Annotated in this window: 12 protein-coding genes and 1 riboswitch; of the genes, 7 read left to right on the top strand and 5 right to left on the bottom strand. The window is 65.3% G+C overall.

Annotated features, from left to right (window positions below):
* Position 1: 1 nt before the first annotated feature.
* From cobG to CK226_RS02000, 5 genes are all read right to left on the bottom strand, one after another.
* A complete protein-coding gene (gene cobG / locus CK226_RS01980) occupies positions 2–1,384 on the bottom strand; it encodes a precorrin-3B synthase (protein ID WP_095790872.1) in 1,383 nt (460 codons plus the stop codon).
* Complete coding sequence (gene cobN / locus CK226_RS01985) at positions 1,381–4,797, bottom strand: cobaltochelatase subunit CobN (RefSeq protein ID WP_095790873.1); 3,417 nt, start codon at positions 4,795–4,797, stop codon at positions 1,381–1,383. Before cobN ends, cobG begins: the two co-directional genes overlap by 4 nt.
* 18 nt (positions 4,798–4,815) lie before the next feature.
* Complete coding sequence (gene cobW / locus CK226_RS01990) at positions 4,816–5,853, bottom strand: cobalamin biosynthesis protein CobW (protein ID WP_095790874.1); 1,038 nt, start codon at positions 5,851–5,853, stop codon at positions 4,816–4,818.
* Positions 5,854–5,855: 2 nt separating this feature from the next.
* The gene (locus tag CK226_RS01995) at positions 5,856–6,284 is read right to left on the bottom strand and encodes a DUF1636 family protein (RefSeq protein WP_095791065.1); all 429 of its coding nucleotides are present in this window, start codon (positions 6,282–6,284) and stop codon (positions 5,856–5,858) included.
* 39 nt (positions 6,285–6,323) lie between these two features.
* Positions 6,324–6,530, bottom strand: a riboswitch (cobalamin riboswitch).
* Between the two features lie 29 nt (positions 6,531–6,559).
* Positions 6,560–7,759 (bottom strand): winged helix-turn-helix domain-containing protein, encoded by a 1,200-nt coding sequence (locus tag CK226_RS02000; RefSeq protein ID WP_095790875.1) that lies wholly within the window; start codon positions 7,757–7,759, stop codon positions 6,560–6,562.
* A 333-nt stretch (positions 7,760–8,092) separates the two neighbouring features.
* Here CK226_RS02000 and CK226_RS02005 point away from each other — a divergent pair, with 333 nt between their 5' ends.
* From CK226_RS02005 to CK226_RS02035, 7 genes are all read left to right on the top strand, one after another.
* Positions 8,093–8,458 (top strand): NADH-quinone oxidoreductase subunit A, encoded by a 366-nt coding sequence (locus CK226_RS02005; RefSeq protein WP_010910112.1) that lies wholly within the window; start codon positions 8,093–8,095, stop codon positions 8,456–8,458.
* A complete protein-coding gene (locus CK226_RS02010) occupies positions 8,449–9,030 on the top strand; it encodes an NADH-quinone oxidoreductase subunit B (RefSeq protein ID WP_015317338.1) in 582 nt (193 codons plus the stop codon). Before CK226_RS02005 ends, CK226_RS02010 begins: the two co-directional genes overlap by 10 nt.
* A 4-nt stretch (positions 9,031–9,034) precedes the next feature.
* On the top strand, positions 9,035–9,640 hold the full coding sequence (locus tag CK226_RS02015) for an NADH-quinone oxidoreductase subunit C (protein WP_095790876.1): 606 nt from the start codon (positions 9,035–9,037) through the stop codon (positions 9,638–9,640).
* 9 nt (positions 9,641–9,649) lie between these two features.
* Complete coding sequence (locus tag CK226_RS02020; protein WP_095790877.1) at positions 9,650–10,840, top strand: NADH-quinone oxidoreductase subunit D; 1,191 nt, start codon at positions 9,650–9,652, stop codon at positions 10,838–10,840.
* Complete coding sequence (locus CK226_RS02025; protein ID WP_095790878.1) at positions 10,841–12,121, top strand: NADH-quinone oxidoreductase subunit E; 1,281 nt, start codon at positions 10,841–10,843, stop codon at positions 12,119–12,121.
* Positions 12,122–12,131: 10 nt separating this feature from the next.
* Positions 12,132–13,436 carry an NADH-quinone oxidoreductase subunit NuoF gene (gene nuoF / locus CK226_RS02030; RefSeq protein WP_095773023.1) on the top strand — a complete coding sequence of 435 codons (1,305 nt, stop codon included), beginning with the start codon at positions 12,132–12,134 and terminating at the stop codon, positions 13,434–13,436.
* 61 nt (positions 13,437–13,497) lie between these two features.
* On the top strand, positions 13,498–14,193 hold the full coding sequence (locus CK226_RS02035) for an NADH-ubiquinone dehydrogenase (RefSeq protein WP_095773022.1): 696 nt from the start codon (positions 13,498–13,500) through the stop codon (positions 14,191–14,193).
* Positions 14,194–14,224 lie beyond the last annotated feature (31 nt).

The following is a 14,224-nucleotide window of genomic DNA, read 5'->3' on the forward strand; positions in this document are numbered from 1 at the left end:
CTCATTTCCGTTTTTTTTTAGTTTGGGCCTGTCGGTAAGTCTCGGCGATTGCCGCCGGCCCGAGCCTTGTCAGGCAAGCAGCGGCGGTCTCGCCCTGAAATCGTGCGCTGCGGATCACCGCCGCGACGCGACCAATGCCGCGCGGGGCGTCATAGCCCGGCCTGTAGCCGGCAGGAAGAGCCTTTGCCGTCGCGTTCACGACAAGTCCGGCTCCATTTTCGCCGCCGACGATTGTGAGCGCCGCCGGGCCGGGATGCGCGCAGCCCTTGGCGCAGCCGGAAACGTGCATGGTGAAGTCGAGGATGTCGGCGTTTTCGGCGGCGATCGTCTCGGCGATGTCACGGGTGGCGATGCGGCCGGAGGCGCAGGCCGGCGTGCCGGGGCAGGCGGCGATGCGCGTGCGCGGGTCGGCGGGGGAGGTGACGAAGCCGAGGCTGGCGGCAGTGGCTTGGAGAGACGGATCGGTGTCCGAGGGTTGGCCGAGGAAGAGCATCGCGCGGCCTGGGGCGAGGCGGATTTCGGTGGTGCCGAGGGTGACGGCGCTTTGGGTGAGAACGATGATTTTGTCGGCAGGCATGCTGCCGTAGGGAAGGGCAATGCCGAGGCTGAAAGTGTCGCCGGCTAAGGGGAAACGGCCGATAGGTTTGCGCGAGGGGGAGATGTCCGGCAGGACAGAGGAGGGCGCCTCGCGCAAACTTGGCAAGCATAGCCAATCCGCAAGAGACACCAACTGCCTTTCCGACAAGTCTCTTGCGTGAGCCTCGCGGCCTTTCTCTGCGACCATCCTCAGCACTGCAACGGCAATGTCGCGCGCGGCGTCGTCGCTTACGGTGGCGAGCAGCTTCGCATTCTGCCCATCACCCGCAACAGACACCTGCCACCGAACCTCGGCACCATTCCGCACCGCCTTCAGCCGCGCATCGGCCGTCACCGCATCCAGCGTCAGCTGCCCGCCGCCGTCCACCACGACAGACACTTTCGGTCCCAGCCTTGGCGTCAGCCCAGCATCCTCGATCGCCGCCCTGACCCGCTCAGCCAGCGGTTGCGGATCGGCGATCTCCTGCGGGTCGATCCCCGCCAGCGGCCCCGTCTCGACCGGCACGCCGGTCCGCACCGCAATGCCCAGCGCATCGACTTCCGCTGCCAGCAGCGTTGCGCTGTCCTCCGTCAAGCCACGTATCTGCAAGCTGCCACGCGCTGTCACTTCCATGACGCCGTTGCCATGCCGCAGGGCGGAATCGGCCAGACCGATCAACAGCTTCGGCGACAATCCTTCAGAAGATGGGCCTCCGGCAACCGGGTTGAGCCGCACCAGCAGCCCATCGCCGGTCTGCATCGGCGCCGACAGGGCCGGACAGGCGCCGCGACGTGAGAAGGCGTTCATGCCGCCACTCCCAGCGCTTCGGCCTCGGCAATCAGCGCGGCGAGATCGTCGTCGATGGAATTGCGCAAGGGATGCCAGAGGCCGCGCCGGCGCGCCGAGAGAAAACGCTCGGCAATGACTTTCGCGGCCGCCGGGTTTTCCCGAAGGATAAAGGCGCGGACTTCCGCGTCGCCGACATAGGCATCGTGCACGGCCTCGATCAGCGCGCCTGAAATGGCATGCGTGGTTTCGGCGAAGCCGACCAGCCGGTCGACCGTCTCGGCGAATTCGGAGGCGCCGCGCGGGCCGTGCCGCATCTGGCCTGATATGAAGCGCGCGTTGACGGCGCGGGCGCGCACCACGCGAGATACGGCCTCACCGACCGACCGCGGCTTCGGGTTTTGCGGGTCCGTCGTGTCGAGCACGATGACATCGGCATTCCGGCCAAGGGCGGCAAGCGCGGCCGAAAAACCGCCGATGAAGGCGACGTCGGCGGAGCCTTCGAGAATGTCGCGGCCGGGGTCGTCGCCGGTGTGGACCAGAAGATCGGCTTCGGCGATGCGGGTTTCAAACGCGCCCGGCGCCGAGATGCCTTCGCCGCCGGCGCCGCCATAGGTATGCGAGGTGGCGTCGAGATAGGCGCGGCCGATCTCTTCGCGCGCTGCCCAGTCGCCGCTGGACAGGAGATCCTCGACGCCAGCGCCATAGGTGCCGGGCGAGGTGCCGAAAATGCGCGGGCTAATCCTGCCGTCCGCTCGGGTCCGGGCCGCGAGCGGGTTTTCCGAATCGTCCTCGTCGCGGGCGGCGACGGCGTTGGCAGCGGCGTCGATCAGCGCGATCTGGGTCGGGAACATGTCACGGAACAGGCCCGATATGCGCCAGGTGACGTCGACGCGCGGGCGGCCGAGCGTGGCCGGCGGCAGCACTTCGATGCCGGTGATGCGGCCGGTGGCGGCATCCCATTGCGGCCGGCAACCCATCAGCGCCAGGCCTTGTGCGATCTCCTCGCCGCCGGTGCGCAGCGAGGCCGAGCCCCAGAGATCGATGACCAGCGAACGCGGCCAGTCGCCATGCGATTGCAGATAGCCGCGCACCACTTCTTCGGCCGCCGCCTTGCCCAGATCATAGGCGGTCGGCGTCGGCATGGTGCGGGGATCCGACGTGAACAGATTGCGGCCGGTGGGCAGCACGTCGGAGCGGCCACGCGTCGGCGCGCCGGCCGGGCCGGCCTTGACGTGGCGGCCGTCCAGCGCGGCAACCAGCGCTGACCTTTCAGCCTCGGCACTTTGGCGGCGCTTGGCGTCGGCCTCATCGTCGGGCGCGCGGCCGTAGATATGCAACCCGTCCTTGATGGCGAAGTCCTTGAGGTCGCAGAGCCAGGCATCGATGCGGCGCAGCGCCTCGTCGGGTGCGTCGGTCCCGGCGACACCGGCTTCTGCGGCGAGGCCGGTCTTTTGCGCCGTGTCGACGATCAGCTTGGCCAGGCGGTCGCGGCGGCGGCGGTCGAGGCCGTCGGCTTGGGCGTATTCGTCGACCAGGCGTTCGAGCCTGTGCTGATCCTCGTCCAGCCCGGCGCCGGTCAGCGGCGGCGGCAGATGGCCGAGGGTCACGGCGGCAATGCGTCGCTTGGCTTGTGCTGCCTCGCCGGGATTGGAGACGATGAAGGGATAGATCACGGGCAGGGCGCCGGTGACGATCTCGGGGAAGCAGCTTTGCGACAGCGCAACGGTCTTGCCCGGCAGCCATTCCAGCGTGCCATGAGCGCCGACATGAATCAGGGCATGCACACCCAGCGATTCGCGCAGCCACAGGCCGAAGGCGATCAGGGCGTGGCGCGGCGGCAGCGTTGGATCGTGGTAGTCGGCGCGGCGATCGGCGGAGCGGCCGCGGTCTGGGGCGAGGGCGACCGTAATGTTGCCGAAGGCGGCGGCGCGGAAGGGGAAGCTTGCTGAGGTCGTTTGTGAAGGTTGGCGCGAGGCGCCCCCCTCTGTCCTGATGTCCGGCAGGACAGAGGGGGGCGCCTCGCGCAAACCTGTCTTGTCTTCCGCTTTCCCCCACGCCGCCTCAACAGCAGTCATTGCCTCGACAGGCAGGTCTCGTGAAAGGTCGAGATACTCATCCACCCCCAACCCATCATCGCCCCGCTCCAGCAAATCCAGCAGTTCGCGCGGCGATTGCGGGATCCCTTCAACCGCATAGCCCTGTTCCTTCAGGTCATGCAGCATCGCCAGCACGCTCGACGGCACGTCGAGGCCGACAGCATAGCCGGTACGGCCGGGAGCGCTTGGGTAATCCGGGATCAGAATGGCCAGCTTGCGTTCGGCGCGGGGCGTGTCCTGCAACTTGATGAAGGCTGCCACGCGGTCAGCCACCTGCGCGACGCGATCCGGTTCCGGCCGGTTGGCGAAGGCGCGGTGGCCAAGCGCGGGATCGACATCGCTTTCGCCCTTGAAGGAAATCGCGCCGGCGAGGATGCGGCCGTCCAGTTCGGGCAGCACGACATGCATTGCGAGGTCGGCGGGTGCCAGGCCGCGCTGGTTGCTTTCCCAGACGTCGCGGCGGGTGGTGGCGACGATGACCTGGAAGACCGGCACGCCGGCGCGGTCGAACAGGGTTTCGACGCCGGGTTCGGCGCCGGAGGCGAAGGCGGTCGCGGTGATGATGGCGGCTGGTTTCAGAGAGGCCAGCGCGGTTTCGACGAAGGCGAGTGACGCCCGGTCCTTCAAGCTGGAGACGAAGATGGGAACCGGGGTCATGCCGCGCTGGCGCAGCGCTTCAAAAAGAGCGTCGATCGGCGCGACATCGGCGGCGAGAAGCATCGAGCGGTAGAAGAGAATGGGCACGACCTTTCCCTCGCCCTCGAGGGCGAGGGGGACGACGCCGCGGCCTGGCTCGTAGTAGCCGGCCTTCGGCACCGCCACCGGCTCAACCACAGCCGCGTCCTGTCCAGCCAGCCTGGCCAGCCTCTGCACCAGCGCGCCCATATTGGCCGGGCCGCCCTCGCGGAAATAGCCGAGCAGGTCGTCCAATTCCCGGCGCGGCAGCGTCGAGGCTTCGATCAGCCTGATATCCTCGTCATGGCTTTCGCCCGGCAGCAGCGCCAGCTTGATGCCGCGCTCGCGGGCGGTCGAGGCCAGCTGGTCGCAGCCATAGCGCCACCAGTCGTAGCCGCCGAGGATGCGCACCAGGATGATCTTGGCGTGGCGGGCGACGCTGTCGACCCAGAGGTCGACGGACATCGGGTGGCGCAGGTCGCGCAGGGCGGCCAGCCGCATCGAGGGCAGGCGGGCGGCATCCGCCTTCCAGGCGGCCGCCAGTCCGGCGAGGTCGCTGTCGGTGAAGGACAGGGCCACGATATCCGCCGGCGTCTGCCGCAGATCGACCGGCTCGGCGAGATCGTCGAGCGAGGCGGAGGTCGTGGTGAGGATATGCATCGCGGCCCGTGTCTGAAATCAGCCGGCGAGTATACGCTCGATTGCCGGGCGGTTCAGCCCCTTGAGGCCGATGACGACCAGGCGCGAATGGCGGTCGTCCTCGGCGGTCCAGGCGCGGTCGTAGTAATGATTGACGCGCGGGCCGACCGCCTGCAGCAAGAGCCGCATCGGCTTGCCGCCGACCTCGACGAAGCCTTTCACGCGCAGCACGTTTTCCTGTTCGGCGGCGGCGGCCACGCGCTGTGCCAGTTCGTCCGGATTGGCGATCGAGGGAATGTCGACGATGAAGGTGTCGAAGTCGTCATGCTCGTGGTCGAAGGCGCCGTCATGATGCGACTTACGGTTCTCGATGTCGTCCTCGACGGCGAGACCGAGCCCGAGCAGCACGGAGGGATCGACCTTGCCATGCGAGGTCGGCACGATCTTCACGGCACGGGCGGAGTGTTCGCCGATGATGGCGTTGGCGCGGGCCGAGCCGGCGGCGTTCATCAGATCGCTTTTCGACAGGATGATCAGGTCGGCGCAGGCGATCTGGTCCTCGAACAGTTCCTCGACCGGGTCGTCATGATCGAGGCTGTCATCTTGCGCACGCTGCGCCTGCAAGGCGTCCATGTCGTTGGCGACACGGCCTTCGGCAAGTGCGGGACCATCGACCACAGCGATCACGCCGTCGACGGTCACGCGGCTCTTCACTGTTGGCCACTGGAACGCCTGGACCAGCGGCTTGGGAAGAGCCAGGCCCGAGGTCTCGATCAGTATGTGGTCGACCTTCGGGTTCAGCGACAGGATCTGGTCGAGCGCCGGCACGAAATCGTCGGCCACGGTGCAGCAGATGCAGCCATTGGCCAGTTCGACGATGTTTTCCTCCGGGCAGGTGTCGATGCCGCAGCCCTTCAAAATCTCGCCGTCGATGCCGATGTCGCCGAACTCGTTGACGATGATCGCAATGCGCTTGCCGCCGGCGTTCTCCAGGAGATGGCGGACCAGCGTCGTCTTGCCGGCGCCGAGGAAGCCGGTGACGACGGTACAGGGGACGCGGGTGACGGAAGCGCTCATGATCAGTCCTTCAACAGGTCGAGGGGAGGAATGCGGGCAACGAGGCCGCGCTTGAGGGAAGCAGGCCGGTCGCGCCATGGAATGAGGCCGTCCGTCGAGGTGGCGAAGAGTTTGGCGCCGGCGACGAGGTCGGCGCCGCTGGTCACGGTCAGGTCGCCGAAGACGTAGCTCCAGCAGCCGTCGCGCAGGATCGCGGCGCTCAGCCGGCGCTTGCAATTGCCGAGACATTCGACCGTGTGGATGCGGATGTTTCCATCAGATGCGGCGCGGCGTGTGTCGTCAGCCAAGAGTTCGCCGGCGCGGGGATGGGCGTCGGAGCCAGTCTCGTCGCGGCACGAGGCGCAGACGATCACCGTGACGCCGGCCAAGGCTTCGCCGTCGGCGGACGAATTGTCCTCTGTGCCAGCCGAAAAACTGCCGTTCTGGTCCAAAAAACCGGGCTCCTTGCCCGGAAACCCGCCGGGCGATCGGATTCTTTTGTCGCAGACGGCAGGTCTCCTGGCTCGCGGGTCATCGCCTTGGGTGCCGCCTTCCCGGGAACATCCCAGTGGCTTTCGGCCTTGGCTCGTCGCTTACAGTTGCGGGGACAGCCGCGGATTTGAGATTTTTCACCTCTCACCGCATTCCCTCTTAGCCCCTGCCGTTGCGGGCAAGGGACCGTCTGGAGCGGATTTAGGCTTTTGCAGGCAGCGGTGTCAACGCACGGCTACGACATGGCGATGTCGGCAAGCGCCAGGCCCAAATCGCCGGCAGGCGTCACTTCCATGCGTTCAAGGCCGAGCCAGCCTTGCATCTGCTTCAGTTCCTCGGAGAGCTGCGCGGCGGTCTCGGGCGGTGCCTTGGGCTCGGCGTAGGCGGCGTGGACGCGCAGGACGCTGGCAGGCCGGTCGGCCTTGAGGTCGACGCGCGCCACGATCCTGTCGCCGAGCAGGAAAGGCAGGACGTAGTAGCCGTATTGGCGCTTCTCGGCCGGCGTATAGATCTCGATGCGGTAGTGGAAATCGAACAGCCGCTCCGAGCGCGAGCGCTCGAAGACGACCGGGTCGAACGGCGCGAGCAGGGCGCGGGCCTCGATCTTCCGGGGCAGGCCGGCGTCCTTATGAAGGTAGGCCGGCTTGTCCCAGCCTTCGACGCGCACCGGCAGCAGTTCACCCAACTCGACCAGTTCCTCCAGCCGGCCTTTCATGTCGGCCGGCGACAGCCGGAAGTAGTCGCGCAGGTCGCCCGATGTCGCCACCCCATGGGCGCGCGCGGAAATGCGCAGCAATTCGCGGTGCGCGTCCTCGGCTGGCGGCACGGGCAGATCGAGGATCGCCTGCGGCAGCACGCGCTCGGGCAGATCATAGAAGCGCTCGAAGCCGCGGCGGTGCGCCGTGGTGATGCGGCCGGCCCAGAACAGCCATTCGAAAGCATGCTTGGCGTGGCTCCAGCCCCACCAGCCGCCCGAACCTTTCTGGCCTTCCAGCGCCGAAGCCGCGATCGGGCCGCGCGCGACGACCTCGCGGTAGATCTCTTCTATGTAGGCGGCATGCTCGCGGCCCCATTTGGCCAGGCCCAGATACATCTCGTCGCCCTGCTCGGCACGTTGCATGCGCCAGCGCATCAGCGGGTAGGTCTCGACCGGCAGGAACGAGGCCTCATGCGCCCAGTATTCGAAGACCGTGCGCTTGCGAGTCACGGCGGCATTGTCGAGCAGCGCGAGCGGATAGGGGCCGAGCCGTGAATAGAGCGGCATGTAATGCGCGCGCACCACCGCGCTGACGGAATCGATCTGCAGCAGGCCGGTGCGGGAGAGCACACGGGCAAAGTGGCGGCGATCGGGTGTGCCATTTGGGCGGGGATCGAGAAATCCCTGTGCGGCGAGAGCGATGCGCCGGGCCGCGGCAAGCGAGATCTTTTCCTTCATGCAGCTGTCACTCTAAGGGCGTTTCGACCGAGGTCCGAGGGGTGATTCCAGCCCATGCTAGCAGGGTTTTTGCGGCAACCCTGTCAGGAGAGAAAAGTGGAGTAAAAAGAGAAGGAAATCAAACAGGAGCGGATCGGACCAGTTTCTCCGGATATGCCGTCCAGGTCGGCGTTTTGAACAAGGTTTGACTTGCTTCGCTGGAAGTGCTGCGCTAACCCTCGCCGCGTTGCAGCATAGGCCCCTTAAAACGGTTCAGCGGTTAATCTGTCACGCTTCCGCATTAAGGTCCGGTGCTGTAATCAAAGTGGATTGGCGCCAACGGAAAGCCGCTGCATGAACGCACTTCTCAGTTCGTACCTGCCCATCGTCCTGTTCATCGGCGTGGCGCTGGTCGTCGGCCTGGCGCTGCTGGCCGCACCGTTCCTGGTGGCCTACCGCAATCCCGATCCCGAAAAGCTTTCCGCCTACGAGTGCGGTTTCAACTCGTTCGACGATGCCCGCATGAAATTCGACATCCGCTTCTACCTGGTGTCGATCCTGTTCATCATCTTCGATCTGGAGGTGGCCTTCCTGTTTCCCTGGGCCGTGTCCTTCTCGAAGATCGGCATGCTCGGTTTCTGGTCGATGATGGTGTTTTTGGCAGTGCTGACCATCGGCTTTGCCTATGAATGGAAAAAAGGAGCGCTGGAATGGGATTGAACGACAGTTCAGGCACCCTCGTCGCGCCGAAGCCGAAGGGCATCATCGATCCCAACACCGGTCGGCCGGTGGGGGAGGACGATCCCTTCTTCCTCGAAATCAACAATGAGCTCGCCGACAAGGGGTTCCTGGTCACCTCGACCGAGGCGCTGATCACCTGGGCGCGCAGCGGCTCGCTGATGTTCATGACCTTCGGTCTGGCATGCTGCGCAGTCGAGATGATCCACACCTCGATGCCGCGCTATGACTCGGAGCGCTTCGGTGTCGCGCCGCGCGCGTCGCCGCGCCAGTCCGACATCATGATCGTCGCCGGCACGCTGACCAACAAGATGGCGCCGGCGCTGCGCAAGGTCTACGACCAGATGCCCGAGCCGCGCTACGTCATCTCGATGGGCTCCTGCGCCAATGGCGGCGGCTACTACCACTATTCCTATTCGGTGGTGCGCGGCTGCGACCGCGTCGTGCCGGTCGACATCTATGTGCCCGGCTGCCCGCCGAGCGCCGAAGCTTTGCTCTACGGCATTCTTCTCCTGCAGAAGAAAATCCGCCGCACCGGCACGATCGAACGGTAAATCCATGGCCGCATCCCTTAGCGAACTGTCGACCTATCTCGGCGAAAGGCTGATTGGTCGCGTCAATGACGCGGTGCTTGCCTATGGCGAGCTGACCATCCATGTCGAGCCGCGCGACCTCATCGAAGTCGTGACCTTCCTGCGCGACGATGCGCGCTGCCAGTTCATCTCGATCATCGATGTCTGCGGCGCCGACTATCCGTCGCGGGCCAAGCGCTTCGACGTCATCTATCACTTGTTGTCGCCGAAACAGAATGTGCGCATCCGCGTCAAGGTGCAGGCCGACGAGGAGACGATGGTGCCCTCGATCACCGGCGTTTATCCCGGTGCCGACTGGTTCGAGCGCGAGACCTACGACCTCTATGGCGTGCTGTTCTCGGGCCATCCCGACCTGCGCCGCCTTTTGACCGACTATGGTTTCGAAGGCCATCCGCTGCGCAAGGATTTTCCGCTGACCGGTTTTGTCGAAGTGCGTTACGACGACGAAGCCAAGCGCGTCATCTACGAGCCGGTCGAGCTCAAGCAGGAATTCCGCAATTTTGATTTTCTCTCGCCATGGGAAGGGACGGATTACGTCCTGCCGGGCGATGAAAAAGTCAAGACGAATTGAGGCGCCAGAATGGCTGAAACCTCCGTCCGCAATTTCAACATCAACTTCGGCCCGCAACACCCTGCGGCGCATGGCGTTTTGCGCCTTGTGCTGGAGCTCGATGGCGAGGTCGTCGATCGCGTCGATCCGCATATCGGGCTGCTGCACCGCGGCACGGAAAAGCTGATCGAGGCAAAAACCTATCTGCAGGCCATCCCTTATCTCGACCGGCTCGACTATTGCGCGCCGATGAACCAGGAGCACGCCTTCGCGCTGGCCGCCGAGCGCCTGCTCGGCATCGAGGTGCCGAAGCGCGGCCAACTGATCCGCGTGCTCTACTGCGAGATCGGCCGCATCATGTCGCACATCCTCAATGTGACGACGCAGGCGATGGACGTCGGCGCGCTGACCCCGCCGCTATGGGGCTTCGTCGAGCGCGAGAAGCTGATGGTGTTCTATGAGCGCGCCAGCGGTTCGCGCATGCATGCCGCCTATTTCCGCCCCGGCGGTGTCCACCAGGACCTGCCACGCCAGCTGGTCGAGGACATCGGCAAGTGGATCGACCCGTTCCTGAAATCGATCGATGACCTCGACAAACTGCTGACCGGCAACCGCATCTTCAAGCAGCGCAATGTCGATATCGGTACTGTTTCGCTGGCCGATGCCTGGGCCTGGGGTTTTTCGGGCGTCATGGTGCGTGGTTCCGGCGCGGCCTGGGACCTGCGCAAGTCGCAGCCCTACGAATGCTATTCGGAAATGGATTTCGACATTCCGATCGGCAAGAACGGCGACTGCTACGACCGTTACCTCGTGCGCATGGAAGAAATGCGCCAGTCGGCCAGGATCATGCGGCAATGCGTCGATCTCTTGCTCGGCAAAGAAAGCACCGGCCCAGTGTCGAACCTCGACGGCAAGGTCGTGCCGCCCAAGCGTCAGGCGATGAAGCGCTCGATGGAAGCGCTGATCCACCACTTCAAGCTCTACACCGAGGGCTATCGCGTGCCGGCCGGCGAGGTCTATGCGGCCGTCGAGGCGCCGAAGGGCGAGTTCGGCGTCTATCTCGTTTCCGACGGCACCAACAAACCGTACCGTTGCAAGCTGCGCGCGCCCGGTTTCGCGCATCTTCAGGCCATGGATTTCCTCTGCCGCGGCCACATGCTGGCCGACGTCACCGCCGTTCTTGGCTCCCTCGACATCGTGTTTGGTGAGGTCGATCGCTAAATGTCAGTCCGCCGTCTCGCAGAAGCCAGCGTCCAGCCAGCATCCTTCGCCTTCAACCGGGCGAACGCGGCAGCGGCAAAGCAATGGATCAAGAAGTACCCGAAGGGCCGCGAGCAGTCGGCGATCATTCCGCTGCTGATGCTGGCGCAGGAGCAGGAAGGCTGGGTCACCAAGGCGGCGATCGAGACGATTTCAGACATGCTCGGCATGCCCAGGATTCGCGGGCTCGAGGTCGCGACCTTCTACACGCAGTACCAGCTCAATCCCGTTGGCACCCGCGCGCACATCCAGGTCTGCGGCACCACGCCCTGCATGCTGCGCGGCTCGGAAGCGCTGATGGATGTCTGCCGCTCGAAAATCCATCACGACCAGTTCCACACCAATGACAAGGGCACCTTGTCGTGGGAAGAGGTCGAGTGCCTCGGCGCCTGCGTCAACGCGCCGATGGTGATGATCTTCAAGGATACGTTCGAGGATCTGACCCCGGAACGGCTGGCCGAAATCATCGATCTCTATGATGCGGGCAAGGGCGCTTCGGTGGCACCAGGACCGCAGAACGGCCGCACCGGCTCGGAGCCGGCCTCCGGCCTGACCACGCTGAAAAGCGAAAAGGCGATCCTCAAGTCGACCCGCGACCGCGAGGCCAGGGAAGCAGCCAAGGCCGCCAAGGCGGCACCCGACGCGATCATCGCCGCGCCCGTTCCGGCGCCCGCTGCCGCTCCGGTCGCGCCGTCCAAAGCCAGCAAGCCGAAGACCGACGCGCTCGAGACCAGCCCGGCGCTGAAGACACCCTCAAAGAACAAGGTGGCACCGGCGGCGGAAAAGGCGGCGAGCGTTTCGGCGCCGCTGCATTCAGCCGCCAATGCCAACAGGGCTGCGCCGGAAGTCGAGAAGGTCTCCAAGCAGCGCAATGGGCCCAAATCCAAGGCCGAACCGGCCGCTGCCTTCAAGGCGCCGGAAGCCAAGGCGCCGGCCGCCAAGTCGGCGAAACCGTCGCTGGAAGACAAGAACCGCCCGGCCGGGATCGACAGGCCGACCGCGGTGGACGATCTCAAGCTGATCTCCGGCGTCGGCCCGAAGATCGAGGGCGTCCTGCATACGCTGGGCATCTTCACGTTCGCGCAGGTCGCTTCCTGGAAGAAGGCCGAGCGCGAGTGGGTCGACGGCTATCTCTCTTTCCAGGGCCGTATCGAGCGCGACGACTGGGTCAAGCAGGCTAAGGCGCTCGCCAAGGGCGGCGTCGCCGAATACATCCGCGTCTTCGGCAAGAAGCCGGTCTGAGGGACGAAAAATGCTTCAGGATAAAGACCGCATCTTCACCAACATTTACGGCCTCTTCGACAAGTCACTGGCCGGCGCGATGGCGCGCGGCGCCTGGGACAACACGCCCGGCATCGTCGCCAAGGGCCGCGAATGGATCGTCAACGAGATGAAGGCGTCCGGCCTGCGCGGTCGCGGCGGCGCCGGCTTCCCGACGGGCCTCAAATGGTCGTTCATGCCTAAGCAGAGCGACGGCCGGCCAAGCTACCTCGTCATCAACGCCGATGAATCCGAGCCTGGCACCTGCAAGGACCGCGACATCCTGCGCAACGATCCGCACACGCTGGTCGAAGGAGCGCTACTCGCCGGCTTCGCCATGGGCGCGATCGCCGCCTACATCTATGTGCGCGGCGAGTTCATCAGGGAGCGCGAGGCGCTGCAGCGCGCCATCGACGAGGCCTATGAGGCCAAGCTGATCGGCAAGGGCAACACGTCCGGCTATGATTTCGACGTCTACATGCATCACGGCGCCGGCGCCTATATCTGCGGTGAAGAGACCGCGTTGCTCGAAAGTCTTGAGGGCAAGAAGGGCCAGCCCAGGCTGAAGCCGCCATTCCCGGCCAATGTCGGCCTCTATGGCTGCCCGACCACGGTCAACAATGTCGAATCGATCGCGGTGGCGCCAACCATCCTGCGCCGTGGGGCTGCCTGGTTCTCGTCCTTCGGCCGGCCCAACAATGTCGGCACCAAGCTGTTCTGCGTCTCCGGCCACGTCAACAATCCGTGCACCGTCGAGGAGGCGATGTCGATCCCGTTCCGCGAGCTGATCGAGACGCATTGCGGCGGCATTCGCGGCGGCTGGGACAATCTGCTGGCGGTCATTCCCGGCGGCGCCTCGGTGCCGCTGGTGCCGGCCGAGCAGATCATCGACACGCCGATGGATTTCGACGCGCTGCGCGACCTCAAATCCGGCCTGGGCACGGCCGCCGTCATCGTCATGGACAAGTCGACCGATATCGTGAAGGCGATCGCGCGGCTGTCCTACTTCTACAAGCATGAGAGTTGCGGCCAGTGCACGCCGTGCCGCGAAGGCACCGGCTGGATGTGGCGGGTGATGGAGCGGCTGGTGCGCGGCGAGGCGCAGAAGCGCGAGATCGACATGCTGCTCGACGTCACCAAGCAGGTAGAGGGCCACACGATCTGCGCGCTGGGCGACGCGGCGGCATGGCCGATCCAGGGCCTGATGCGGCACTTCCGCGGCGAGGTGGAGCGGCGTATCGACGAGTTTTCGCGCAACGCGCATCGGGCCGAACCGGTGATGGTGGCGGCGGAATAGTAGATTTTTGAATGCTGGAATAACGGGGCGGGGCGAACGAAGAAACGACCGGGAGAACTCTATGGCGCCCTATTCGACACCCTACCCATTGATGCCCAATTTGGACCAGATCGAGAAGATGAACCAGGACCTGACCAGGATGATGCCGAAGGAGATGGCCAGCGCCATCAACCTTTTCGTGCACCCTGTCGCGGGCGCGGCGGCGATGTCGGCGCTTGGCATTGGGTTTGCCAATCATGCGTTCGGCGTCTGGCTGGGCGCGCTTTCGGGCGCCGCCGAGGCATCACAGCGCCTCATGCAGCCGCTGATCGAGGATTTCGAGGCACGCGTCGAGCAATTCGAGGACGCGAGTTCGTCGTCCGTCAGGGCGCGGGCGACGGCCAAGACCATGATTGCCGAGGCGCAGTCCTTCGCGCAGGAGGTCACCGACATCGCCGCCAAGGAAGCCGCGACCACGGCGCCGGCGGTGAATGTCGCTCCGGCGGCCGGCGAGACCGCGGATGTGCTGCTGCCCGAGGATTTCAGGCAGCCCAAGGCGATCGACAAGCCGGCGAAACCGTCCGACCTCAAGGCGATATCGGGCATCGGCCCGAAGCTGGAAAAGGTGCTGAACGGGCTCGGCATCTGGACCTATGCCCAGATCGCCGTCTGGTCGCCGCAGGAGATCGCCTGGGTCGACGACTATCTGTCGTTCAACGGCCGAATCGGCCGTGACGACTGGACTGCGCAGGCGGCTGTGCTGGCCGCGAAGAAGTGAATGCAATGCCGGGCGCCGCGTCTGTCGCGCC

The organism is Mesorhizobium sp. WSM4311 (assembly GCF_002295115.1).
Classification (GTDB): Bacteria; Pseudomonadota; Alphaproteobacteria; order Rhizobiales; family Rhizobiaceae; genus Mesorhizobium.